24 protein-coding genes and 1 tRNA gene are annotated in these 25,813 nt (G+C 45.5%); 23 read left to right on the forward strand and 2 right to left on the reverse strand.

What is annotated here, in order from left to right:
• The first annotated feature begins 70 nt into the window (after positions 1 to 70).
• Genes carA through greA form a run of 3 tightly spaced genes read left to right on the forward strand, consistent with a single transcriptional unit; the run spans position 71 to position 4,908 of the window.
• The gene (gene carA / locus ACXAGP_RS06705) at positions 71 to 1,201 is read left to right on the forward strand and encodes a glutamine-hydrolyzing carbamoyl-phosphate synthase small subunit (RefSeq protein ID WP_475260357.1); all 1,131 of its coding nucleotides are present in this window, start codon (positions 71 to 73) and stop codon (positions 1,199 to 1,201) included.
• Between the two features lie 12 nt (positions 1,202 to 1,213).
• On the forward strand, positions 1,214 to 4,435 hold the full coding sequence (gene carB, locus ACXAGP_RS06710; protein ID WP_475260359.1) for a carbamoyl-phosphate synthase large subunit: 3,222 nt from the start codon (positions 1,214 to 1,216) through the stop codon (positions 4,433 to 4,435).
• The gene (gene greA, locus ACXAGP_RS06715; protein WP_475260360.1) at positions 4,432 to 4,908 is read left to right on the forward strand and encodes a transcription elongation factor GreA; all 477 of its coding nucleotides are present in this window, start codon (positions 4,432 to 4,434) and stop codon (positions 4,906 to 4,908) included. Before carB ends, greA begins: the two co-directional genes overlap by 4 nt.
• 76 nt (positions 4,909 to 4,984) lie before the next feature.
• On the opposite strand, the gene yhbY is transcribed toward greA, so the two are convergent.
• Positions 4,985 to 5,281, reverse strand: a complete 297-nt coding sequence (gene yhbY / locus ACXAGP_RS06720; RefSeq protein ID WP_475260361.1) for a ribosome assembly RNA-binding protein YhbY — start codon at positions 5,279 to 5,281, stop codon at positions 4,985 to 4,987.
• A 462-nt stretch (positions 5,282 to 5,743) separates the two neighbouring features.
• Here yhbY and ftsH point away from each other — a divergent pair, with 462 nt between their 5' ends.
• From ftsH to ACXAGP_RS06770, 10 genes are all read left to right on the forward strand, one after another.
• The gene (gene ftsH / locus ACXAGP_RS06725; RefSeq protein WP_475260943.1) at positions 5,744 to 7,699 is read left to right on the forward strand and encodes an ATP-dependent zinc metalloprotease FtsH; all 1,956 of its coding nucleotides are present in this window, start codon (positions 5,744 to 5,746) and stop codon (positions 7,697 to 7,699) included.
• A gap of 70 nt (positions 7,700 to 7,769) precedes the next feature.
• The gene (gene folP / locus ACXAGP_RS06730) at positions 7,770 to 8,588 is read left to right on the forward strand and encodes a dihydropteroate synthase (protein WP_475260944.1); all 819 of its coding nucleotides are present in this window, start codon (positions 7,770 to 7,772) and stop codon (positions 8,586 to 8,588) included.
• A gap of 8 nt (positions 8,589 to 8,596) precedes the next feature.
• Complete coding sequence (glmM, locus tag ACXAGP_RS06735) at positions 8,597 to 9,931, forward strand: phosphoglucosamine mutase (protein ID WP_475260363.1); 1,335 nt, start codon at positions 8,597 to 8,599, stop codon at positions 9,929 to 9,931.
• Between the two features lie 89 nt (positions 9,932 to 10,020).
• Complete coding sequence (gene tpiA / locus ACXAGP_RS06740; protein WP_475260364.1) at positions 10,021 to 10,761, forward strand: triose-phosphate isomerase; 741 nt, start codon at positions 10,021 to 10,023, stop codon at positions 10,759 to 10,761.
• Between the two features lie 18 nt (positions 10,762 to 10,779).
• A complete protein-coding gene (gene secG / locus ACXAGP_RS06745) occupies positions 10,780 to 11,148 on the forward strand; it encodes a preprotein translocase subunit SecG (protein WP_475260365.1) in 369 nt (122 codons plus the stop codon).
• A 10-nt stretch (positions 11,149 to 11,158) separates the two neighbouring features.
• Positions 11,159 to 11,244 (forward strand) — tRNA-Leu (locus ACXAGP_RS06750).
• A 285-nt stretch (positions 11,245 to 11,529) separates the two neighbouring features.
• A complete protein-coding gene (locus tag ACXAGP_RS06755; protein ID WP_475260366.1) occupies positions 11,530 to 12,339 on the forward strand; it encodes a sulfite exporter TauE/SafE family protein in 810 nt (269 codons plus the stop codon).
• 10 nt (positions 12,340 to 12,349) lie between these two features.
• On the forward strand, positions 12,350 to 13,204 hold the full coding sequence (locus tag ACXAGP_RS06760; RefSeq protein WP_475260367.1) for an MBL fold metallo-hydrolase: 855 nt from the start codon (positions 12,350 to 12,352) through the stop codon (positions 13,202 to 13,204).
• An 8-nt stretch (positions 13,205 to 13,212) separates the two neighbouring features.
• Positions 13,213 to 13,623, forward strand: coding sequence for a protein tyrosine phosphatase family protein (locus tag ACXAGP_RS06765; RefSeq protein WP_475260368.1), 411 nt, complete (start codon positions 13,213 to 13,215; stop codon positions 13,621 to 13,623).
• 20 nt (positions 13,624 to 13,643) lie between these two features.
• The gene (locus tag ACXAGP_RS06770; protein ID WP_475260370.1) at positions 13,644 to 14,375 is read left to right on the forward strand and encodes a hypothetical protein; all 732 of its coding nucleotides are present in this window, start codon (positions 13,644 to 13,646) and stop codon (positions 14,373 to 14,375) included.
• A gap of 15 nt (positions 14,376 to 14,390) precedes the next feature.
• Here the strand turns inward: ACXAGP_RS06770 and ACXAGP_RS06775 are convergent, their stop codons facing one another.
• Complete coding sequence (locus ACXAGP_RS06775; protein ID WP_475260371.1) at positions 14,391 to 15,620, reverse strand: saccharopine dehydrogenase family protein; 1,230 nt, start codon at positions 15,618 to 15,620, stop codon at positions 14,391 to 14,393.
• Positions 15,621 to 15,798: 178 nt separating this feature from the next.
• Here ACXAGP_RS06775 and ACXAGP_RS06780 point away from each other — a divergent pair, with 178 nt between their 5' ends.
• The 10 genes from ACXAGP_RS06780 (at position 15,799) to ACXAGP_RS06825 (ending at position 25,812) form a co-directional block, all read left to right on the forward strand.
• A complete protein-coding gene (locus tag ACXAGP_RS06780; RefSeq protein ID WP_475260372.1) occupies positions 15,799 to 16,668 on the forward strand; it encodes a sulfite exporter TauE/SafE family protein in 870 nt (289 codons plus the stop codon).
• Between the two features lie 56 nt (positions 16,669 to 16,724).
• Entirely contained in the window at positions 16,725 to 18,635 is a 1,911-nt protein-coding gene (locus ACXAGP_RS06785) for an ATP-dependent DNA helicase (protein WP_475260373.1), read from the forward strand.
• A gap of 9 nt (positions 18,636 to 18,644) precedes the next feature.
• On the forward strand, positions 18,645 to 19,328 hold the full coding sequence (gene tsaB / locus ACXAGP_RS06790) for a tRNA (adenosine(37)-N6)-threonylcarbamoyltransferase complex dimerization subunit type 1 TsaB (protein ID WP_475260945.1): 684 nt from the start codon (positions 18,645 to 18,647) through the stop codon (positions 19,326 to 19,328).
• Positions 19,329 to 19,477: 149 nt separating this feature from the next.
• Positions 19,478 to 19,792, forward strand: a complete 315-nt coding sequence (locus tag ACXAGP_RS06795) for a hypothetical protein (protein WP_475260374.1) — start codon at positions 19,478 to 19,480, stop codon at positions 19,790 to 19,792.
• Positions 19,793 to 19,905: 113 nt separating this feature from the next.
• Entirely contained in the window at positions 19,906 to 20,604 is a 699-nt protein-coding gene (locus ACXAGP_RS06800; protein WP_475260375.1) for a Slp family lipoprotein, read from the forward strand.
• 64 nt (positions 20,605 to 20,668) lie between these two features.
• Positions 20,669 to 21,514 (forward strand): alpha/beta fold hydrolase, encoded by an 846-nt coding sequence (locus ACXAGP_RS06805; RefSeq protein ID WP_475260376.1) that lies wholly within the window; start codon positions 20,669 to 20,671, stop codon positions 21,512 to 21,514.
• Positions 21,515 to 21,682: 168 nt separating this feature from the next.
• Positions 21,683 to 23,335: a long-chain-fatty-acid--CoA ligase FadD gene (fadD, locus tag ACXAGP_RS06810; protein WP_475260377.1), complete on the forward strand. Its 1,653-nt coding sequence runs from the start codon at positions 21,683 to 21,685 to the stop codon at positions 23,333 to 23,335.
• Between the two features lie 48 nt (positions 23,336 to 23,383).
• A complete protein-coding gene (rnd, locus tag ACXAGP_RS06815; RefSeq protein ID WP_475260378.1) occupies positions 23,384 to 24,511 on the forward strand; it encodes a ribonuclease D in 1,128 nt (375 codons plus the stop codon).
• 40 nt (positions 24,512 to 24,551) lie between these two features.
• Complete coding sequence (locus tag ACXAGP_RS06820) at positions 24,552 to 24,836, forward strand: YcgL domain-containing protein (protein WP_475260379.1); 285 nt, start codon at positions 24,552 to 24,554, stop codon at positions 24,834 to 24,836.
• Entirely contained in the window at positions 24,829 to 25,812 is a 984-nt protein-coding gene (locus ACXAGP_RS06825; RefSeq protein WP_475260381.1) for a lytic murein transglycosylase, read from the forward strand. The genes ACXAGP_RS06820 and ACXAGP_RS06825 overlap by 8 nt, the downstream gene beginning before the upstream one ends.
• The last annotated feature ends 1 nt before the right edge of the window (position 25,813 follow it).

Consider the following 25,813-nt stretch of genomic DNA (forward strand, 5'->3'; position numbering starts at 1 on the left):
AAACAGCCCGTTTTTTATGGGTGTTTGGCAGACTGGCTACGTTAATATTACCGCATTTGGGGAGGTCATTTTGACGCATTCAGCGCTACTAGTACTAGCAGACGGCTCAGTGTTTAAAGGCACTGCTTTTGGAGCCGAGGGTATTTCAGTTGGGGAAGTGGTATTCAATACTTCCATGACAGGATATCAGGAAATTCTTACCGATCCCTCCTACGCGGAACAAATCGTGACCTTAACCTATCCTCACATTGGCAATACCGGTGTGAATAGTGAAGATGAAGAATCCGAACAAATTTGGGCTAAAGGACTCATTATCAGAGACTTGCCTTTGGTGACCAGCAACTTTCGCAGTGAGCAGTCTTTGTCTGATTACCTGAAAGCCCGAAATGTATTGGGTATCGCAGATATTGATACTCGTCGTTTAACGCGAATTTTACGGGATAAAGGCGCGCAAAACGGTTGCATTATCACTGGAGCTGAGCTGGATGAGAGCAAAGCTCTGCAGTTAGCGCAAGAATTTCCGGGACTCAAGGGCATGGACCTTGCCAAAGTCGTATCAGCTAAAGAAAAGTATGAGTGGAATGAGGGTGTTTGGGAGCTTGGTCAAGGCCATTCTAATCTAAAAGAAAACCCCGACTTTCACGTAGTTGCTTATGATTTTGGTGTAAAGCGCAATATTTTACGAATGTTAGTGTCTCGCGGTTGTAAATTGACCGTAGTACCAGCGCAAACTCCCGCGGCAGATGTGCTGGCTTTAAATCCAGATGGTGTATTTTTGTCAAACGGACCGGGTGACCCTGAGCCTTGTGATTATGCTATCGAAGCCATCAAAGAGATCTTAAACACGGATATTCCTGTGTTTGGTATTTGTTTGGGTCACCAGCTTTTGGGGTTGGCCTCAGGCGCCAGCACTGAAAAAATGAAATTTGGCCATCACGGTGCTAACCATCCGGTTAAAGATCACAAACGTGGTGTGGTGATGATCACCAGCCAGAACCACGGTTTTGCCATTTCTGAAAACAACTTGCCAGAGAATCTGGAAGTCACTCATACCTCTTTATTTGATGGTTCAATGCAAGGCATTCATCGCAAAGACAAAGCCGCGTTTGGTTTTCAGGGACACCCTGAAGCGAGTCCGGGACCGCATGATGCCGCGCCATTATTCGACCACTTCATTGAACTTATGCAAGCACGCAAGTAATAGGATCTGACAATGCCAAAACGTAATGACATAAAAAGTATTTTGATTTTGGGCGCTGGCCCAATCGTAATCGGTCAGGCTTGTGAATTCGATTATTCGGGTGCTCAGGCGTGTAAAGCTCTTCGCGAAGAAGGCTACCGTGTAATTTTGGTGAACTCTAACCCAGCTACCATTATGACTGATCCGGAAATGGCCGATGCCACTTATATCGAGCCTATCCACTGGGAAGTCGTCAAAAACATTATTGCTAAAGAGCGCCCCGACGCAGTTTTACCCACAATGGGCGGACAAACTGCATTGAACTGTGCGCTGGACCTGGAAAAACACGGTGTATTAAAAGAATTCAATGTAGAAATGATCGGTGCCACAGCCGACGCCATTGATAAAGCGGAAGATCGGGAACGCTTCGATAAGGCCATGAAATCCATTGGTCTGGAATGTCCACGCGCTGAGATTGCCCATACTATTGAAGAAGCCCATGACGTGCTTAGTCGTATTGGTTTTCCTTGTATTATCCGCCCGTCTTTCACAATGGGCGGAACCGGGGGTGGCATAGCTTATAATATTGATGAATTTGATGAGATTTGTCGCCGCGGTTTGGATTTATCACCTACCAATGAATTACTCATTGATGAATCCCTTATCGGTTGGAAAGAGTACGAGATGGAAGTTGTACGTGATAAAAACGACAACTGCATCATCGTTTGTACCATTGAAAACTTTGACCCGATGGGAATTCATACCGGGGATTCCATCACCGTTGCTCCAGCGCAAACCCTTACCGATAAAGAGTTTCAAATCATGCGTAATGCCGCCATGGCAGTATTGCGTGAGATCGGTGTAGAAACAGGTGGTTCTAACGTTCAGTTTGGTGTGAATCCAAAAGATGGTCGCCTGGTCATCATTGAAATGAATCCGCGTGTATCACGCTCATCAGCTCTGGCCTCCAAAGCAACGGGGTTCCCCATTGCTAAAGTGGCTGCCAAACTAGCTGTAGGTTATACCCTGGACGAATTAGCCAATGATATTACTGGTGGCTTAACTCCTGCGTCTTTTGAGCCAGCTATTGATTACGTAGTTACCAAAATTCCACGCTTTAACTTTGAAAAATTCTCCGGTGCAAACGACCGACTTACCACACAGATGAAGTCGGTGGGTGAGGTTATGGCGATTGGCCGCAATCAGCAAGAGTCATTGCAAAAAGCCCTACGCGGCTTGGAAATTGGCGTTAATGGTTTCGATTCCATCATTGATTTGGAGGCTAGCGATGCCAAAAATACGCTAGTACGCGAAATGACTGAAGCCGGTGCCGAACGCATTTTCTATATTGCCGACGCCTTCCGCTTTGGCATGACAGTTGACGAAGTGTTCAGTCATACCAACATTGACAGATGGTTCCTGGTGCAGATTGAAGATATCGTCAATCTTGAAAAACACATGCAAGAACAGGGGGTTGCGGCTCTGACTGGTGATTTTCTGCGCAAGATTAAGCGCAAGGGCTTCGCCGATGCTCGCATTGCTGAGCTAACAAAACTGGCCGAGTCTGACGTGCGCGACTTACGAGTTAAGAACGAGGTATTGCCGGTTTATAAGCGCGTTGATACCTGTGCCGCAGAGTTCTCCACTACCACCGCTTACATGTATTCCACTTATGATGAAGAGTGCGAGTCCAACCCATCTGACAAAGAAAAAATCATTGTTTTGGGTGGTGGACCCAACCGAATCGGGCAGGGGATCGAATTTGATTACTGTTGTGTTCACGCTTCGTTGGCCCTTCGTGAAGATGGTTACGAAACCATTATGGTTAACTGTAATCCAGAGACAGTGTCTACCGATTACGATACCTCTGATCGTTTGTACTTTGAGCCCGTAACTCTGGAAGATGTGCTGGAAATTGTGCGTGTTGAAAAGCCCAAAGGCGTGATTGTGCAATACGGTGGACAGACACCGCTCAAACTAGCCAAAGCATTGGAAGAAGCCGGCGTTCCCATTATCGGCACTCCGCCAGATGCCATTGACCGTGCAGAAGATCGCGAACGCTTCCAGCAGATGGTGTACAAGTTACAACTTAAGCAGCCTGCCAATGCCACGGTTAGCAACCTTGAGCAAGCACTAGAAGAAGCTGGAAAAATCGGCTTCCCATTGGTGGTGCGACCTTCTTATGTATTAGGTGGTCGGGCGATGGAAATTGTTTATGATATCGCTGATTTGAAACGCTACCTGAATGAAGCCGTAAGTGTGTCTAATGACTCTCCGGTGTTACTAGACCGATTCCTTGATGATGCAATCGAAGTGGATGTTGATGCTATCTGTGATGGTGAGAATGTCACTATCGGTGGCATTATGGAGCATATCGAACAAGCGGGTGTTCACTCTGGTGATTCTGCCTGTTCATTACCGTCTTATAGCTTGCCGAAAAAAGTATTGGATGTCATGCGTCAGCAAGTCAAAGACATGGCTTTAGAATTGGGCGTTATCGGTTTGATGAATACCCAGTTTGCGGTGAAAGATGGTGAGGTTTACCTTATTGAGGTGAATCCACGTGCTGCGCGTACTGTTCCATTTGTATCTAAAGCCACAGGTAAACCATTAGCGAAAATCGCTGCCCGAACCATGGTTGGTCAAACCCTGGCACAGCAAGATGAAATGTTGGAAATCATTCCGCCGTATTATTCTGTTAAAGAAGTGGTGATCCCCTTCGCTAAATTCCAAGGCGTTGATCCATTGATTGGTCCAGAAATGCGTTCTACTGGTGAAGTCATGGGTGTTGGCGAAAGCTTTGTTCAGGCTTATGCAAAAGCCAATTTAGGCGCAGGCACGCCTTTACCGAAAAAAGGTAAAGTCTTGCTGTCTTTGCGAGATAATGATAAAAATCGCGCTGTAGAATTGGGTAAAGCCATGTTGCAAAAAGGTTTCGGCCTCGAGGCGACCAGCGGTACTGCTCAGTTATTGAATAACGCGAACGTCGATTGTGATGTGGTCAACAAGCTGTCGGAAGGTCGACCTAACATTGTTGATGCCATCAAAAACGGCGAATACTGCTACATAATTAACACAACCGAAGGACGTCAGGCGATTTCTGACTCCGTCTACATCCGTAAAGAAGCACTACTCAATAAAGTAGCTTATACCACAACCATGAACGGGGCTTTTGCTACCATCAACGCTCATGCGTCGGATGATCGTAATGCGGTTAATTCTGTGCAGGAATTACACAAGAGAATTACGCAATGAATCAAATACCAATGACAGCCGAAGGGGCTGAAATGTTAAAAGCGGAGCTGCACGAGTTAAAAACCGTGAAGCGACCGCAAATCGTTAATGCCATTGCAGAAGCACGAGAGCACGGCGATTTAAAAGAAAACGCTGAATATCACGCAGCGCGTGAACAACAAAGCTTTTGTGAAGGTCGAATTCAGGACATCGAAGGCAAGCTGAGCAACGCCCAAATCATCGATGTGAAAAAGATGACCAACAATGGCAAAGTGATATTTGGTGCCACAGTGACGGTGTTGAATCTGGATACTGATGAGGAAACTACCTACCGCATCGTAGGTGATGATGAAGCTGATATTAAAAATAATCTGATTTCAGTGAATTCTCCTATTGCCCGCGGTTTGATCGGTAAGAGCCTGGATGATGTTTCGACAATTCAGACACCGTCAGGTGCAAAAGAGTTCGAAATAATCGAAGTAGAATACATCTAATTTCGATGTCGCTAGCCGCATATAAAAAAGCCGTTCTACTGAACGGCTTTTTTTTAGCGTTGCGAAAAGTGGTATTTTACTTTTTCGGAAGCTCAATCTTTTTGTCTTCTGATGGTTTGTAAAGCACCAGCACATGGCCGATGGTTTGCACCTTTACAGCCCCTGATTCTCTTACAATGGCGTCCATGATCAGGTTCTTTTCTTCACGGTCTTCAGAGGGGACTTTTACTTTGATAAGTTCGTGATGTGCCAGGGCGGAATCAATCTCTGCCATAACACCTTCAGTCAGGCCATTGCCGCCCAACATCACCACAGGCTTTAGGCTATGGGCTAAACCTTTTAAGTGTTGTTTCTGTTTATTGGTTAGATTCATTTACAAATAAATCTCTATTCTTAGGTTGAAAACCTGTATTCTAGCGCCATCTCACCATTAATCCTAATCGGGAATGGATTAAAACATCGAAAAGTACTCTTTAACTTTCTTTAAAGCTGGGGGGTTGGTGGGTTTAAGAGTGTTTTGGGCTGACTTTTTCGTCCGGTTTTGAACAGAAGTGGTGCTTTAACCGTATTGTAAAGAATCACTAGCTGAGATCTTATCGAGTGAGCCGTGATTTCACCACGTGCTATACAGCGTTGAAGTGAATGATTAGAGGCAGGTTTCGAAAAGTGATTTCGGGCGTCGAAACCGGCCAATGTTAGAGGAAACACCCGAAAATAGACGTCTTTTGTTCAAGCACAGTGGATGTCCTTATATTGGCTACCGGCAGAAAACTATAGTATTCTTGACCGATGGCGATTTGATTACGCATTTTTAAGTTTTATTGAGGTTATTACATTGAGTGATATGGCTAAAAACCTGATCCTTTGGTTAGTGATCGCTGTGGTATTGATGTCTGTTTTTCAGAGTTTCACCCCTGGTGACTCTGGCAAGCGGCAAACCAGTTATGATCAGTTTATCAAAGAAGTCAATCAGGGCATGATCCGTGAGATCAGTATCGATAAAGAGACTGGTGAGGTGCGCGGTTTAAAACGCACTGGTGAAAGTTTTAACACCAACATTCCATATTACGACGATGGATTAATGGCGGACTTGCTGAAAAACAATGTTCGTGTGGTAGGGATACCTCCTGCTGAGCCCTCCATGTTGACCAATATCTTTATTTCCTGGTTCCCGATGTTGCTGCTGATCGGCGTGTGGATTTTCTTCATGAGACAGATGCAGGGCGGCGGTGGTCGCGGTGCTATGTCGTTTGGCAAAAGCAAGGCTCGCTTATTAGGTGAAGACCAAATTAAAACCACTTTCCAGGATGTCGCTGGTTGCGACGAAGCCAAAGAAGAAGTGGTAGAGCTGGTAGATTTCCTGCGTGATCCGTCTAAATTCCAAAAGCTGGGCGGCAAAATCCCTAAGGGTGTCTTAATGGTAGGGCCTCCTGGTACTGGTAAAACCCTTTTGGCAAAAGCCATCGCCGGTGAAGCAAAAGTACCATTTTTCACTATCTCTGGTTCTGATTTTGTAGAAATGTTCGTCGGTGTCGGTGCTTCTCGAGTACGAGACATGTTCGAGCAAGCTAAAAAGTCAGCACCTTGCATTATCTTTATCGACGAAATCGACGCCGTAGGCCGCCAGCGTGGTGCGGGTCTGGGTGGTGGTCACGATGAGCGTGAGCAAACCTTGAACCAGATGTTGGTGGAAATGGACGGCTTTGAAGGGCATGAAGGTATCATCGTTATCGCTGCCACCAACCGTCCGGATGTACTCGACCCGGCGCTTTTACGTCCAGGACGTTTTGACCGCCAGGTAGTGGTGGGCTTGCCTGATATCCGTGGTCGTGAGCAAATTCTGAAAGTACACATGCGCAAAGTGCCAATTGCTGACAACGTAGAGGCTTCGGTTATTGCCCGTGGTACACCCGGTTTCTCTGGAGCCGATTTGGCTAACCTTGTTAACGAGGCTGCGTTATTCGCCGCTCGAGCAAACAAGCGCCTGGTTAACATGGAAGAATTTGATAAGGCGAAAGACAAGATCATGATGGGCACAGAGCGTCGCTCAATGGTAATGTCGGAAGACGAAAAAGCCATGACGGCGTATCACGAAGCGGGGCATGCTATTGTTGGCCGTTTGGTACCTGAGCACGATCCTGTATACAAAGTATCGATTATCCCTCGTGGACGGGCTTTAGGTGTAACCATGTACCTGCCTGAGCAAGACAGAGTAAGTCACAGCAAGCAGCACCTTGAAAGTATGATCTCCAGCTTGTTTGGTGGACGCTTAGCTGAAGACCTCATATATGGTTCAGATAAAGTCACTACCGGTGCTTCAAACGATATCGAGCGTGCTACTGATATCGCCCGCAAGATGGTTACTCAGTGGGGCTTATCGGACAAAATGGGGCCGATGCTATACGCAGAGGAAGAAGGTGAAGTGTTCTTAGGACGCAGTGCTGCACAGAGTAAGCACATGTCTGACGATACCGCACGCGCTATAGACGCTGAAATCAAAGGTGTTATTGATCGCAACTATGAGCGCGCTAAGAATATCCTCGAAGAAAACATGGACATTCTACATGCCATGAAAGATGCTCTAATGAAATACGAAACCATCGATGCTAAGCAGATTGATGATCTGATGGAACGCAAAGAGGTTCGCCCACCGGCAGACTGGAATAAGGACGACGATAAGTCTGACAAGCCAACAGGCGGTGCAGGTGCTGAAGCCTCAGCTAAAACAGAAGATGAGGATAAAACAGAGTCTAAAAGCTCTGTAGGTAAACCGGGCGACATGCCGGGATAAAATCCGATATTGAAATGAAGTATGAAACGCCTCGTTTGAGGCGTTTTTTTTGACTAGTTTAATAAATCCGATGACACTACAACACAAGTTCAATCCTGATCTGGAAGTTATGGGGATACTTAACGTAACCCCTGATTCGTTCTCTGACGGGGGCAAGTTTAACGGTCTTGATAGCGCGCTGGTGCAAGCTGAGCAGATGGTGGCCGATGGCGCTTCCATAATAGATATTGGTGGGGAGTCCACTCGGCCCGGCGCAGCAGAAGTTTCAGTGCAAGAAGAGCTTGATAGAACTGTGCCTGTAATTGAGCGGTTATCTGGCAAGATAGATGTTCGAATCTCCATTGATACCAGTAAACCTCAGGTAATGCGTGAAGCGGTGGCTGCCGGGGCTACGCTGATTAATGATGTACGAGCATTACAATTACCTGGTGCTATCGAAATTGCAGCTATTTGCAATGTGGAAGTTTGTCTTATGCACATGCAGGGACAGCCACGGACCATGCAGGCAGCGCCGCAATATGAAAACTTACTCGCAGAAATTAAACAATTTTTTGAACAGCGCATAGCTGCATGTGAGCAGGCTGGGATATCACGAACTAAACTTATTCTGGATCCCGGGTTTGGCTTTGGTAAGTCATTGCAACATAATTATGAAATACTAGGGCAACTAGATTACTTCGATGGATTGCAGCTACCGTTGTTGATTGGCCTGTCGCGCAAGTCAATGATAGGCAATTTACTTAATCGCCCGGTGGAAGAACGCCTGGCAGGTAGTTTAAGCGGAGCGCTAATTGCGGCGTGTCAGGGCGCAAAAATATTGCGTGTGCACGATGTCAAAGAGACCGTGGATGCGCTAAACGTATTGAAAAAAACCATACAGTTAATTTGAGATTTTAAATGAGAAAGTACTTTGGAACGGACGGCATTCGAGGTCGTGTTGGTGAAAACCTGATTAATCCGGAATTTGTAACCAAGCTAGGGTGGGCTGCAGGTAAGGTTCTTGCTGGTCATGGCACTAATAAAGTATTGATAGGAAAAGACACCCGAATATCTGGCTACATGTTGGAGTCGGCGTTGGAAGCCGGCCTTTCTGCTGCGGGCATCAATATTGGTTTGTTAGGTCCAATGCCTACGCCCGCGATTGCTTATTTAACCAAAACTTTCCGAGCGGAAGCCGGTATTGTGATAAGTGCTTCTCACAATCCTTATTATGATAATGGCATAAAGTTTTTTGGCTCCACAGGTTATAAGCTTGACGACGATATTGAGTTAGCTATTGAAGCTCAAATGGAAAAACCCATGACCTGTGTTAGCTCTGACAAATTAGGTAAGGCCAACCGCATTGATGATGCCGCAGGACGATACATTGAATTTTGCAAGGGCTGTTTCCCATCGGAATTGTCATTGCAGGGACTAAAAATTGTGGTTGATTGTGCCCATGGCGCAACCTATCACATAGCGCCTGATGTGCTTATTGAACTAGGTGCTGAAGTTATTGAGATAGGTACCAATCCCAATGGCCTGAATATCAATGATAAAGTTGGGGCGACCTCACTGGAACAAATCAAAGCCAAAGTACTTGAAGAAAAAGCAGATTTGGGTTTTGCCCTTGATGGCGATGGTGATCGCATCATGATGATTGATCACAAAGGCAATGTGCTGGATGGTGACCAGATCGTTTATATCATCGCACGAGATAACCTCAAGTCAGGTAAGTTAAACGGTGGCGGTGTCGTAGGTACCCAAATGAGTAATTTGGGATTAGAAATTGCGCTAACTAAGCTCGGTATCCCTTTTGCGCGTAGTAAAGTAGGGGACAGATATGTTCTTGAATTACTTCAGGAAAAAGGATGGAGCATAGGTGGTGAAAGTTCAGGACATGTACTTAATCTCAATGTAGCCTCTGCTGGTGATGGTATCGTCTCGGGATTACAAGTGATAACGTCCATGCTTAAGGCGAATATGTCCTTACATGATCTATCCAAAGGCATGGAAAAATTTCCTCAAAAACTCATCAATGTACGCTTCAAAGAAGGCGATGATCCGTTACAACTCAGTTCTGTTCAGGATGCCGTTAAAGAGGCTGAATCGGAACTGGATGACACAGGACGAGTCCTGCTCAGAAAAAGTGGCACCGAGCCACTTATCCGCGTAATGGTAGAAGCTCAGGACAGCGCGCTGGCTAATAATTGGGCGGAATACATCGCCGGTGCCGTAAAAGACGCCATTTAAGCAAAATATTTCCGTTGAAATCTTGTATCTTGGATGTGTCTTCGTTAATATCTCGCACCGCTCGGAATTGCTGAAAAATGACAAGTGATATGGCAACAAAAAGAAAATCATTGGTAGCCGGTAACTGGAAACTGAATGGTTCAAGTGCTTTAGTCAAAGAAATGAGCCAGGCATTAAATGCTTGCGATTTCAAAGACACACAAGTGGTTGTTTGTGTACCGTCTGTTTATTTAGGTCAATTTTCAGCAGTTAGCTTCGATGTGGGAGCGCAAGATGTAAGCGCTCAGGAGTCTGGGGCTTACACTGGCGAAATCAGTGCTGCTATGCTCGCTGAGTGCGGTGCCAAATGGGTGATTGTTGGACATTCTGAACGACGTACCTATCACGCAGAATCCAACAGTATCGTCGCGCAAAAAGCTCAGCGTGCGCTGGAAGCAGGGTTAACACCTATTGTGTGTTTTGGTGAAGAAGAAAGCATCCGAGATATTGGGGATTACGTTGAGCACTGTGTGCAGCAAGTTGCCGTTGTGATTGAGCAACTTGGCATTGAGCGTTTCGCTCAGTGTGTACTAGCTTATGAGCCTGTGTGGGCAATTGGCACGGGCAAGACAGCAAGTCCGGAGCAGGCACAAGAAGTGCATCAGAAGGTGCGTGAGTTTATCGCCCAAAAGTCTGCTGAAGTAGCAGGTGGAATGAGAATTTTGTACGGTGGTAGTGTTAAGGCTGATAATGCATCAGAGCTCTTTTCACAACCCGATGTAGATGGTGGCCTCATTGGTGGGGCAAGCCTCAAAGCTGACGATTTCAAAGCGATTTGTAAGTCGGCCTGAATATACCAGAGATAATAAATGTTATACGAAGTATTGTTAGTTGTTGATTTGATTGTAGCCATCGCGCTTATTGGTTTGGTGTTGATCCAGCAAGGCAAAGGGGCCGATATGGGTGCGTCTTTTGGTGGCGGTGGCTCCAACACGGTATTTGGTTCAACTGGGTCAGGTAATTTCCTGACAAGAACCACGGCAATTTTAGCTACGATTTTCTTTATCGTAAGTTTGGCGTTGGGTAATTTGTCCAATAATCAGGGCACAACAGAAGACACGTGGGAAAACATTGAGGTGCCTGCTGTGACTGCGCCAGTAAGTGAAGATGTTCCTGCGGCGGGAGATGTGCCAGCTGCAGACCAGGAAGAGTCTGAAAGCGACGTTCCAAACACTTAATATAATTTTCGCGGATGTGGTGGAATTGGTAGACACGCCATCTTGAGGGGGTGGTGAGCTATGCTCGTGAGGGTTCAAGTCCCTCCGTCCGCACCAAATATAAAAACCGGCTTTTGCCGGTTTTTTGCTTTTTCGGTGGCCTGCAATTCCTGCTGTGCACCATATCTCTAATCCAGCCGCTACAGCTATAGAACTTTTACAGATAATGTTATCTGGAAATCAGTAACCTCAGCCTCTATATATATCAAAGCGAACTATTTATATTCTCAATAGGAATATTCCTGGCTTTAGTCAGATTAGTTTGGAATACAGTTATACCAGCTATTGCATATCCCTAAAAGGAATATATTATATCGTCCAGTTATATCTGAGGGCGTAGATTTGGAATTGATTGGCTATTTGGCAGCTATTGTAATGGGGCTGGTTTTGGGGCTCGTGGGCGGTGGCGGTTCCATTCTGACCGTACCCATCTTAGTGTATTTAATGCATTTAGAGCCAGGTATTGCCACTGGATACTCATTATTGATAGTAGGAGCGACGGCTGCTTTTGGCGCTATGCGGTATTTCCGTCTTGGCTTAGTGGATCTTAAGCTTGCGTTGTTATTCGCTATTCCTTCAGTTGTAGCGGTCTATCTCACCAGGCTGCTGTTAATGCCGACTTTACCTGACGTGTTGCTAACTTATCCCGTTGTGATCCAAAAAGACAAGGCGATCATGGGTTTATTTGCCTTATTGATGTTGGCTTCTGCTATCGCAATGCTGAAAAAGGCTCAACAAAAAAATAATCAAGACCAGGTTGAGGGAAGTGTTATAAAACTTGATACCTCGCGCTGGCTGGCAATAGCTCTGGACGGTGCTGTTGTGGGCTTGATTACCGGAATGTTGGGCGCTGGAGGTGGGTTTTTAATCATCCCCGCCTTGGTACTGTTACTAGGCTTACCGATGAAAAATGCGGTTGGTACTTCGCTATTTATTATCGCACTCAAATCACTATTGGGGTTTGTTGGTGATCTCCAGACGGGCATAGTTCTGGATATGCAGTTAATCGTCTTTATGCTAACTGCTACTTTACTGGGTATGTGGGCATCGTCTGGGTTAGCAAACCGAATTGACGGCGGTCTATTGCAGAAAATGTTTGCTTTTTTTACTGCAGCCATTGCTACTTTTATTCTGATCAAAGAGTTTATTTAGAGAGGAACTAATGCAAGTTGAAACATTCCACGATGAAAGAACCGGATCCTTTACCTATCTGGTGATTGATGAAGAGACAAAAAAGTCCGCCATCATTGATTCTGTTATGAATTATGACCAATACTCTGCTATGGCGAGTTTTGATAGCGCAGATCGTGTAATCAAATTCATAGAACAACAGCAATTGCAAAATCAGTGGATACTGGAAACCCACGTTCATGCTGATCATATTACAGCTGCCCACTATCTGAAGGAAAAAGTAGGGGGCCAAATTGCTATGAGTGTAGGAATTGTGAAGGTACTTTCATTGTGGGTACCCAAGTTTGAGACAGAAATTGATACTCCAATTGACGGCAGTCAATTTGACAAATTATTTGAAGATGGCGAACAGTTCCAAGTTGGCAATCTCAATGCCACTGTGTGGCACACTCAAGGCCACACTCCCGCCTGTGCCAGTTATTTATTTGAAGGGGCAATTTTTGCAGGGGACACCCTATTTGCACCGTCACTTGGTACTGCACGTTGTGACTTTCCGGGCGGCAGTGCACAAGATTTATATAGTACCATTCAGCGTATTTACTCGTTGCCGGAAGATACCAAAGTCTTTTTGGGGCACGATTATCCGGCGGAAGGGCAAAAGCCTTGCTCAATGGTTACCGTTGGACACTCAAAACAGGCAAATATCATGATTAAGGCCGCCACGTCTCAAGACGAATTCATTGAGAAAAGGCAAGCTCGTGATGCAACCCTGGCTGTACCAAAGTTATTATTACCCGCAATACAAGCCAATATGCGCAATGGTCAGTTTGGTGAAGTGAGCGAGAAAGGTCAGCAATTTATCAAGATCCCGGTTAACGCAATATAGGTATCAGCATGAAATTAAATAAGGTATCTGAAACCCTGACTATTTCTGAACAACTTAATGTCGCTGATATAACGCAGTTACATGCTTTAGGATATCGTTCAATATTATGTAATCGCCCTGATGAAGAATGCACGGAGTTAGCCCAATTCACTGACATTAGACGTAAAGCTGAAGAGTACGGTATTGAGTGCCGTTATTATCCAGTAGCTCCCACCGCAGTTTCTTTACAAGCAGCGAAAGAATTTGGCAAAGTTTTATCTGAGCTTCCACAGCCCGTATTAGCCTATTGCCGCAGTGGCAAGCGCTCTATATCGCTTTGGGCTTTATCGGCCAAATCACAATTACCCGAGCCAGAAGTGAAACAGAAATTGCAGGCGTTTGGCATGGATAAAGACGGTATTGCCGCATTAGTTTCATAAAGTGTTGGTATGTTTTGTAGATGGACGTGCGGATTTCAATTTTTATCTTGTTATGGCTATTTTCCTGTCAGGCGGCAGCAAACAAAAGCTGCCGTGAGGTTCTTGAGGATATCGGTCCACAACCTGCCGGTGTTGAGATAGTCTGTACCTCTTTATTGAAAAATAAAGCAGGGCAAAGCATACGTGCCCAAACTCAGACTAATATCTCACAGCGAACCATTAAAGTACTGTTGGATAATACTTTGTCCGGGACAGAGCTTACTATGTCCTTACAGCATGAACTTGCGCACGTTGCACAATATAAGGCCTGGATTGATAGTGCTAATGTATCACTCGAATATCAAGAGAGATTGCAGGCGTTGCATAATCTGGTCGCTCCTAAAGGTCTTAATTCAACTTATCAAACGTTAGCCCGGCTGAAGCGTCATTCATTGTTTAGAGCACATCCTGAACGGTGGCTTCAAGCCTACGCTAATATGCATTTTTGCATGGAGTATCAGGCCTGGATTCAAGAAGCTGAAAAAGCGCAAAGAGAGTCTTTACCTCTTTCACTTATGACAGCGGAAGTCGCCGCAATCATGAATAACGACGAGCAAGCTTTGCTAGAGTACATTGATCAAACCACGGTCAAAGCGGTTTATCCCGAAGGCTTCAATCCAAGACAGTTGCAACTGGCACTGGATAGCTGCCCGGTAAGCAACAACCCGGTGACCATGTTTCTCACCTCTGTAGAGGCGCTTGGACTGTTGTAATAAGTTTTGAATCGCCTAATCAGTAACTAACTCAAATGACAAGCCAGCTTTGTCGGATAAGCGTTCGATTAATGGCATGCCAAAGAGTGTCGAGGGGGTCCAGAATCCCCCGTCAGTACAAGCGTCTTTATCATTCTTACTGAGTTTCGAAAAGAAAATAGCGGTTTCTGCCAACATTTTCGCGGTGGAACCATAACCGGGATCTTTGTCGCCGGTTACTTTGCACTTGATGGTTTGCCCGGTGGCTGTCTCGCCAAAAAACTGCATATTGTAAAAGCCATTTTCTTGTTCGTCAGGGGAAGGACCATCGCCCGGTTTAGGTAAGAACAATGATTCCATGGCAGTGCGCAACGGTCCCAACGCTGCAGATATCATAAATGCACCTAAGCCATAAGCCATCGCTTTTGCTTTAAAGGCTGTGGCACTCAACATGGCTTCATCGTATAAGAAGTTTTTACCATAGCGGGCGTCCAGTAGACCGTTACTTCGATGGACTATGCGTGTGTTAATGGAGGCCATGACAAAGGGCGCTGTCCATTGTTGGAAATCACTATCGAACTTCGCTTTGTTGTTGCTGGCCTGGCGAGCGAAGAAAGGATGATTTGTGGGGCAGAGTGCGTAAGGGTTGGTCAGGGTTCTTCGCAGCGCAGGATCTTTGGCTGCTTCTTTAGCAACATTAAGCAGACTGGCTACGGTTCCCCCGGAAAATCCACCTTTCATGGCTTTCACTCGCATTTTCACGCGGTAACAATAGTGACCAAATTGTTCATGAGCTTTTTCCTGTAAAAAGAGAGTTCCCATGTCAGAAGGGATTGAGTCAAAACCACAGCAATTGACGATGCGTGCACCAGAGGCTTTCGCTTTTGCTTCGTACTTCTCCAACATTTGAGCAATCCATTGTGTCTCACCTGTCAGGTCACAATAATCGGTTCCGGTTTCACAGCAGACTTTGACCAGCGGTTCGCCATAGAGGGCGTAAGGCCCAACGGTAGAAACTATCAGGTTGGTTTGATTGGCCATGGCAGTGAGCTGTTGCTCGTCGGCGGCATCGGCCACAATAACTGGCACCAAATTGGCTTTTTCACCTAGCTCGGTTTTCAGGGAATCTAACTTGCTTGCGGAACGTCCCGCCATTGCCCACTTAACAGAGCCGTCATTGTAATGTTCGGTGAGGTAGGCACATAATATTTTTCCCACGAAACTGGTCGCGCCAAAAACGATAAAATCAAATTCAGAGTCACTCATGGGAAAATTCCTTGTTAAGATTAGTATTCAAAGCAAATGTAGGTGCTCGCTCTTTGAAATACAACCGTAATCGGGAACTTTCTTGCATCTGTGTCATTTGTGAGGATAATGCCCCAACACCTGGTCTATTACTGTGTCGTTTTCATATTTAACGCCTGATACAACCGTCAGATTTTTTATGCGCTATTCCAAATCCACCCAAATTCGTTGTTTTTTGTTTGCCCTCTGGTGCCTGGCATTTTTCAGCTATGCAGAATCTCCCTTGCAGTTATTGGGGGAATACATAGGGTTTGCGTTTTTGGGCATCGTCGGCGCTATTTTTGCAAACTCTACCGGAGCCGGTGGCGGCGTTATTTTTGTGCCCTTTTTCAGTCAGCTGGGTTTAGACAATACCACTATAGTTGCCACCAGTTTCGCCATTCAGTGTTTTGGCATGACAGCGGGCGCATTGTCCTGGTTCCTGTGGTTTAAGGCGGAAAAAAAGAGCGATGCTGAATGGCAACCACTGTACCGAGTGTTGTTGTTAACGGTACCGTTCTCAATGGCGGGTATAGGGTGGGTGCAAGTCATGGATTGGCAGTCACCTAATAGTTTACATGCCACTTTTGGGGCTTTTTCTGTGGTACTGGCGCTGGCCATATTTGCGTCAATTCCAATGTTAAAAAATTCCCAATTCAGCACAGTTTTAACGAGATGGGATCACTTCTGTTTGCCAGTAATTGCGTTGCTCGGAGGAGGGATTACTGCCTGGCTATCGGTGGGGGTAGGAGAGCTCATCGCCATTTATTTGATTTTTCGGCGCTTCAATGTGTCTTTTGCTATTGCCAGTGCGGTTATTCTCAGTGCTTTTTCTGTTTGGACAGGAGTGCTTTATCATTTAATGCAAACTGGAGCCGTGTATTGGGCCATTGTTCTGTTCGCCGGGCTGGGTGCTGTTATCGGTGGCTCCATTGCCCGTTTTGTGGTGCTATATTTCTCAGTGACACGTCTGAAACTGTTTTTTGCTGGATGGGTATTGCTCATTGGTATTGCCTCTATACCGCTGTAAAATAAAATGACAACTTTTGCTTAGTAGCAATGATGCCCCTAAATAAGAATTATTAAATGTCAGATGTAACCAAGGCTTTTGCACAGGATGGCACGCTATCCGAAAATATCGAAAATTTTAAACCTCGTGCTGCGCAAATAGAGATGGCGGAAGCTGTTGCTAAAGCGATTAAGGGAAAGGAGCAATTGCTTGTAGAAGCCGGAACAGGCACAGGAAAAACCTTTGCTTATCTGGTCCCGGCTTTGCTCAGTAAGCGCAAATGTATTGTGTCGACGGGTACAAAAAACTTACAAGAGCAGCTCTTTTTACGGGACCTTCCTCTGATAAAAAAAGCCCTGAAAAGCAATAAAAGTACGGCATTGTTAAAAGGACGAGCCAATTATCTTTGTTTGCAGCGATTAGCCCAGCACAGCAGTGGCACTCATTTGATGAGCGCGGATGTATTAGCGGATTTGACCCGGGTGAAGAAATGGTCGGTTACTACGCAGTCGGGTGACATCGGAGAGATTTCTGCCATAAAAGAAGATTCTGGTATTTTGCCTTATGTCACCTCAACAGTAGACAATTGTTTGGGACGAGATTGTCCTGATTACGAAGATTGTTACCTGGTAAAAGCACGTAAGAAAGCCATGGAATCGGATTTGGTAGTGGTGAATCACCATTTGTTTTTTGCTGATTTGGCGTTAAAGGATACTGGTTTTGGTGAACTTATCCCCGAGGCGGATGCTATTATTTTCGACGAGGCGCACCAAATTCCTGATATCGCCACCGAATATTTTGGCGAAACGCTTTCCGGGCGGCAGGTACACGATATTTGCCGAGATATTGAAGCACTGCAAAGAACCGTTTTAAAAGATGCCAGTCAACTCAGTCAGGCTGCCGAGCAATTGCGCGGTGAAATGGCGGAATTGCGTCTTCTTTATCCATTGCAGCCTGAAAAGGGCAATTGGTTTGAGCAACTGCGTAGGCCAGAAATAATCGAGCAGCTCAGCAAACTCAACGATGCCTTTGATGTGATGTATCAGGTGAGTAAGCTGCACCTCAATCGTGATAAGGCATTTGATGCGCTATTTGAACGGTTGGTGGAGGTGCGCAGTCGACTCGGGATCATGCGTGATGAAAAGCAGCTTGGTATCAGTTTGTGGTACGAAACCACGCCCAAACATATAATTTTACATGCGACGCCATTGAGTATTGCCGGTAAATTTGGCGCGTTTCTGGAACACAGTGATAGCGCCTGGGTTTTTACCTCAGCCACCTTGGCTGTGGGGGAAACCTTTACCCACTTCAAAAAACAGTTAGGACTCAAGCCTGCTGACGAAATGATCCTCGATAGTCCATTCGATTATCAGTCCCAGGCACTGTTATGCGTTCCACGGTATTTTTCCGAGGCGAATCACTTTAAGCGCAAAAACATGTTGCTGGAGGTTTCTCTTAAGCTCATTGAGGCCAGCGCGGGCGGTTGTTTTTTGTTGTTTACCAGTCATAGTATGATGCGCCAGGTTGCGGGCTTGTTGGCTGATGAAATAGATGTACCTATTTTGGTGCAGGGGGACACCAGTAAACGGGAGTTGCTGGAGCAGTTTATGGATAATCCTGAAGCGGTTTTATTGGGAACAGGAGCGTTTTGGGAAGGTGTTGATGTGCGTGGCGACAAGCTGACTTGTGTACTTATCGACAAGCTGCCTTTTGCCTCACCCGATGACCCATTGTTACAAGCTAAAGTAGAAGATTGTCGTAAAAAGGGGCAAAACCCCTTTGCAGTTATGCAAATCCCTCAAGCAGTTATCTCCCTGAAGCAAGGCGCAGGAAGATTAATTCGCGACATCAATGATAAAGGGGTATTGGTTATTTGTGATAATCGATTGGTGAACAAAGATTATGGCAAAACTTTTTTAAGCAGTCTTCCCGATATGAAGCGCACTCGCTCACTTGAGGATGCATTAGCTTTTTTAGAGGCATTATAAGAAATGAGTTTGAATATACTGGTAATAGATACTGCAACGGAAGCTTGCTCTGTGGCACTTGAGACCCAACATGGGGTGATTAGTCGTTTTGAGATTTGCCCTCAGGAGCACAGCCGAAAATTGCTACTTATGGTGCAAGAGGTGTTATCTGAGGCTGATTTGCAACTCAGTCAATTAGATGTGCTAGGAGTGGGGGCGGGCCCCGGCAGTTTTACTGGTGTGCGTATTGCGATGGGGATGGTGCAAGGACTGTCTTTTGGCGCCAGATTGCCCATCGTCAAAGTCAGTACGTTACAGGCTATGGCGCAACAGTGTCACGCCAATAGCGATTGCCAGTCTGTTGTGTCACTTATTGATGCCCGTATGTCAGAGGTGTATTTTGGCCATTACCAATTGGATGCCAATGGCTTGATGCAACTGAGAAACGAGGAGCTGGTGATCCCACCTGAAGAATTGTTGCAAGGACCGTTATCGCAAGCCGGTGAGTTTGCTTGTGCGGGAACCGGGTGGAAGGCATATGAACAACTGAGTGCCTTCACACCTCAGGACATTGGTGTAACATACCCTGATGCTCGCTGGATGCTTTCCATGGCAAAACACCAATGGCAGCAAGGCCATACTTTTGAAGCGGCGAAAATCGAACCCACATATCTCAGGGATAAAGTGACCTGGAAAAAACTACCCGGCAGATAGAATTATTAACAGATTCAGGGGATCAATAACTATTAATTGTAAGATTGGCCGGGAAATTGCTGAGAGAAAGGCTAAAGAGTTACAGAAATCAGCCGATTAATATTGCATAGATTTTTGTAAACATAGCAAATGGCAATTGGAAGCAGCTAGTGACGTTTGAATCATCCGTGGTTACCCGACCCGGAACACTCATTATTAATCCGCCGGTAAATCAGGCGCCAAGGCAAAATCCGGAGCAACAACCTGCTCAGGAGGATGCGTCGCAGTCACGCTCGGGCTATCCTGGTCAAGTTGTCGTTAAGCGTGGCGATTCTGAGTCTTTCGCCCAGGCAGATAAATTTCGCGAGCAACAAGGCGGCCAGTTTTCGGGGAGCAGGTATGGCGTCGATGCCTATCAAAGCCTCGCCGTAGAAACTCGTCGGGAAGAAATAAAACAAATGATGGGCGTAGATACCTACGCCTGAGATACCTGGTCAACTTCATTCCAAACGCCTCACTGATTCAGTAGCGGTTCACTTTAAACCGTTAAGCTAATACACTAGTGTCCATCTATTTCCCCAATTTTGAGGGCCTGAATATGAAATTTGGTCTGACAAAGTCTTGTTTTTCATTGCTTGTTTTTACCTTGTTTTTAACTGGCTGTGCCGCTGTTCCTGAGAGTGTCAAAGTACCGGAGAACACGCCTTTAGTGGCCTATCAGCAAGTTGCCGCAGCACCTGATGCGCAAAAAGACAAGATGGCTCGCTGGGGTGGGGTTATTGCTAATATTGAAAACAAAGCTGATAAGACGCAACTGGACGTTGTGTATTACCCGTTAAGGGGATATGGACGTCCAATAATAGGTAAGGAGAGTATCGGTCGCTTCCGGGTTTATGTTGATGGCTTTCTAGACCCTATGGTGTATCAAAAAGGCCGCAGTATGACGTTCTCTGGCACTATAAGCGGTGTAGAACAAGGGTTGGTTGGGGAGCACAATTATCATTATCCCACTATGAAAGCCAAAGGTTATTATCTTTGGGAAGATATCGACAGAATTGAAATTGAGACGATTTCAGTTTGGCCTCATCACCGTTATGGATTCGGTTATCCCTTTTATGGCTGGAATCATTGGCCTTTTTATCAGCGTCACGTAGTAAAACGCAAGCACCATCATCATCACCAGAATACCCGAACAGGCGGTAATAATCATGGTGATGATTCCTCTAATAACACCCGGCAAAGAGACTATTCGCAAGGTCTTGAAACTAAAAGAGGCCGGGGCAATATCGAACCGTAAACATGGCATTGTGATGTAAAGGATGTTAAAAAAACGGCAACTTATTGCCGTTTTTTGGTTTTTTATGACAGAAATTGAATTCGCATTGCCCCACATCACGTTTCGTGGGCTTTCTTTTGGTGATCCTGAACTTCCGCCTGTACTGGCTTTGCATGGCTGGCTAGATAATGCCGCCAGCTTTATACCGCTTGCCGAATGTTTGCCTGATCTTCATATTATCGCGCTGGATCTTGCCGGGCATGGTAAAACTGACCACAGAGCGCAAGGTGCCCATTATCACCTGATGGACAATGTTCAGGATTTGCATCAGGTGATAGAACTCATGGAATTAAACAAGGTTTCCTTTATCAGCCATTCCATGGGGGGCATTGTTTCTTCCGTTTATGCCAGTTGCTTTCCTGAAAAGGTACAAACTCTTGCGGTAATTGAGTCCTTCGGGCCCTTGACATTGGAGCCAGAAACCAGCCCACAGCAGTTACGAGAATCCATTGAAAGTCGTATTGCCAGCCAGCAGAAAACACCTCGTCATCCCGGCTCTGTGGAAACCGCGGTTACTGCGCGCCTGATGGCGGGTAAAATGAAACGAGAATCAGCTCAGCTGCTTATGGAACGCAATATTGAGCAAAGCGATAAGGGGCTTAAATGGCGCACCGATGCAAGACTCAGAACCATTTCCTCTCTTCGGTTAACTGAATCTCAGGCAAATGCCTTTATAGCAGGTGTGCAATGCCCGTGGCTCACTATCTTAGGCAGTGAGGGGTTTGAAAAGCTAAAAGTAAACTTGCAGCGTCGTCAGTCACTAGTAGACCAGCTGGAGGTGGTGACGTGTGAGGGGGGACATCATTTGCACATGGATAATCCTCGCCAAGTGGCTGAAAAAATTTCTAAATTTTTCGGGAAGTATGCTTAACGCCAGGCTATTGTTAACGAGATGTGATTAAAAGTTTAACTTTGCTAAAGGTTTGGCTAGTATTAACAAAAGTCTCTGGTCGGACGACTGACGTCAGTCTCTTTTTTCACCTCAGACGTATAACAATTAAATATTACTCAGACCCAAGCACGCTCAGGAGCCATCAAAGTGGAAAAGATTTGGTTGAAGAATTACCACTCTACTGTACAGCCGGAAGTTGACCCGGATAAATACACCTCACTCGTAGATATTTATGAACAATCAATAGCAAAGTACGCTGACAAAACTGCCTATATCAATATGGGACACAGCATCACATTTGGTGAGTTAGATGAATATTCGAAACACTTTGCTGCTTATCTGCAAGGGCAGGGACTCAAGAAGGGTGACGCCGTTGCGGTAATGATGCCAAATCTCATTCAATATCCCATTGCAATTTTTGGCATATTGAGAGCGGGTATGTCGGTGGTAAATGTCAACCCTATGTACACTGAGCGCGAATTGGAGCATCAACTCAATGACTCCGGTGCCAAAGCTATTGTTATCGTAGAGAACTTCGCCAATACACTTTCAGCTATTATTGATAAAACACCTGTAAAGCTGACTATGCTGACAAAAATTGGTGATATGTTCCCAATTCCAAAGCGCTGGATTGTCAATGCGGTACTGAAGTACGTTAAAAAAGTGATCCCTGAATTTAATTTACCTGGTGCGGTGCCATTTCCTGATGTGCTGAGTCGAGGTAAGAATCTGACCTTTACTAAACCAGAAATAACTAACGATGATATTGCCTTTTTGCAATATACCGGCGGTACCACTGGTGTCTCTAAAGGCGGTATGTTGACTCACCGCAACATGGTAGCAAACCTGGAGCAGGTGTCAGGAATTCTTGAGCCCGTCATCACACCGGGAGAAGAGATAGTCGTGACAGCATTACCGCTTTATCACATTTTTGCACTACAAGGTAACTGTCTGACTTTCATGAAGTTTGGTTGTCCGAACTTGCTAATCACTAACCCGAGGGATATGCCTGGATTTATTGAGGAGTTGGGTAAATACAATTTCTCTATTATTACCGGTGTTAATACCTTGTTTAACGGCCTTTTAAATACTCCAGGATTTAGCGAACTGGATTTTTCGCGCTTCAAGTTTGGCTTGGGCGGTGGCATGGCGGTACAACGCGCCGTAGCAGAACGTTGGCACGAAGTGACGGGTACAGCCCTGTTGGAAGGCTATGGCCTGACTGAATGTAGCCCGGTGGTAACAGTCAATCCACCACAGTTAGAGCGCTATAAAGGCTCTATTGGGATGCCTGTTCCCTCTACAGATATTAGATTACTTGATGACGATGGCAATGAAGTGCCCATGGGCGAATCCGGTGAGATGTACGTGCGTGGGCCACAAGTGATGAAAGGCTATCTGAATCGCCCTGAAGCTACAGATGAAATCATTAAAGATGGTTGGTTAGCCACTGGTGATATCGCCAAGTGTGATGAAGATGGTTATTTTTACATCGTTGACCGCAAAAAAGACATGATCCTGGTATCTGGATTTAACGTGTTCCCTAATGAGGTAGAAGATGTCGCTGTAATGCATCCTGGTGTGCTGGAAGCGGCTGCTATTGGTATACCGCATGAAGTTTCGGGTGAAATCGTAAAACTCTTTATCGTTAAAAAAGATGATAGTCTGACTGACAAAGAGGTGATTGCTCATTGTAAATCTCATCTGACGGGGTACAAGGTTCCGAAAATAGTTGAGTTCAGAGACGAGCTTCCTAAATCAAATGTTGGTAAGATACTGCGCAGGCAGTTACGAGATTAGACAAAAACCGGCGCCAGCCGGTTTTTTTTTCTTCAAAATCAGAAGTGTATGGAATTCCAAATAATAAATGAAAACGGAAGCCTGGCAAGCTATTGTCAGCAATCCAAGGGTGTAGAGTTCATCTCCCTCGACACCGAGTTTGTGCGCACAAAAACCTGGTATCCCCAGTGTGGTTTAATTCAGATAAATAACGGTAAGCAAATTGTTTTGGTGGATCCGTTAACGGTTACCGACTGGTCCCCCTTAGTTGAAATTCTAATTGATCCGGATGTTGTCAAGGTTTTGCATTCCCCTTCGGAAGATTTTGAGGTGTTTTACCGATTATTAGGGGTTTATCCAGCTCCAATCTTCGACACTCAGTTCGCGGCTTGTCTGGTAGGACTCGGTAATACCTTGGGGTACGCCAAGTTGATACAAGATTTGTTAGGCGTTGAGGTGGACAAAGGAGAGTCTCGTACCGACTGGTTACGCCGTCCTTTGAGTGCTACGCAATTGCAGTATGCCGCCTATGATGTTTTATATTTACATCAGGTTTACCCAATATTAAAAGAAAAGATAGTGGCCATTAAGCGCTTTGAATGGGTGCTCCAGGAGATGGAATCTTTGGCTAATAAAAAGCGGGCTAGTCTGCAACCACAGCACCGCTATTTGCTGGTTAAGAATAACTGGCAACTACAACCCCGCTGTTTAGCAGTGTTACAAGATCTGGCTGCATGGCGCTACCAAACCGCGGTAGAACAGGACCTGGCCGCAAATTTTGTGATCAAAGAAACCGCGATGCTGGAAATCGCCAAACGAGTGCCCAAATCTCTAAGTAAGTTGGCGGCCTTGAATGTGCTGTCGGGCAAAGAATTGCGTATTTATGGTGAGCAAATCATTGCGATTATTTTGCAATCTAGCCAGCGAGACGAGGACGGATTGCCACCTAAAGTGCGACGCTTAGTGGATATCAAAGCATACAAAAAAATCAGTCAGAGTATTCGCAACGAATGCCTTGCCATTGCTGAAGAGTTGAACATTCCCCCGGAAGTATTGGCTTCTAAAAAACAAATTAATCAGTTTCTGAAGTATTTATGGTTCGATACCGAAGAATGTAAACTGCAGGGTACTAAACCCGACCTGTGCTGTGGCTGGCGTTACGAGCTGCTGGCTGACGTACTGAGTGAATATCAATAATTTCTAAGAACCGTCGGAAATATAGTGAGTTGTTTAAACGATGCTTTGTGCAATATATAAAAGTAGTAAAAAAGCCGAAACATACCTGTATGTGGAAAAACGCGATGATTTTAGTCGGGTGCCAGAGCCATTATTAACCACGTTTGGTAAGCCGCAATTTGTCATGCTGTTTAATCTTGCGGGCGAAAAGCAACTGGTCAGAATAGGCAATGAGAAAGTTAAAAACGCTTTGACAGAACAAGGCTTTTATTTGCAGTTACCGCCCAAAACAGAGAGTTTGCTGGAACAGCATCGCGCCATACAAAAAGGAGTTGGTGATGCGTAAGGCCAATTGTAGGAGAATTCTAACTGCTTTGTTATTCCTGTCGTTTTTTAGTCAGGCGCAGGACAAGCCGTCTTTTGAGCAATATATCGCTGATTTTAAAACCGAAGCGTCTGAGCGCGGGTTTAATCGAAGCTTTTTAGATTCGGCCTTTAAAGACATCAAGTTTTATCAAAGAGCGGTGACGTCCGATAAAAACCAACCTGAATTTAAGCAAACTCTGGACACCTATCTCCCCAAACGCTTACCCGACTGGAAGGTGAAGCGCGCGATAGCGCTCTACAATGAACACGCTGAAGTGTTAAACAAAGTTGCTCAAAAGTACGGAGTGCAACCTCGGTTTATCGTCGCTCTGTGGGGCGTAGAGAGTAACTTTGGTAAGTTGACAGGTGGCTACCCAGTGCTTTCGGCGCTGGCTACACTGGCCTATGAAGGTCGCCGGGAAGCGCTATTTAGAAAGCAGCTTTATGCGGCACTGACTATTTTAAATGAAGGGCATATCACTAAGGCTGATTTTAAAGGCTCATGGGCTGGGGCGATGGGACAAAGCCAATTTATGCCGACATCTTTTCTGAATTACGCACAGGATTTTGATGGTGACGGTAAAAAAGACATCTGGACAAATCACGAGGATGTTTTTGCTTCTATTGCCAACTTTCTTGCAACGGAAGGCTGGGATGATTCTGCCACCTGGGGCCGACAGGTAAAATTACCCGAAAACTTTGATTACAAGCTGACTGGACTGGCCAGAGATAAAATGAAGTCACTTGCTGACTGGCAAAGCCTTGGGGTAAGACGAATGGACGGGCGGGATCTGCCAGAGCGTGAACTTCAGGCTTCTTTAATCATGCCCGACGATGAAAAAGGGCGGATATACCTTGTATACGATAATTTTCACACTTTGATGGGATGGAACCGCTCCACCTATTTTGGTGCTTCCGTGGGGCACTTATCAGATCGCATAAAATTGGGGCGCTAAA

This window comes from Planctobacterium sp. AWM4_229 (assembly GCF_056160305.1).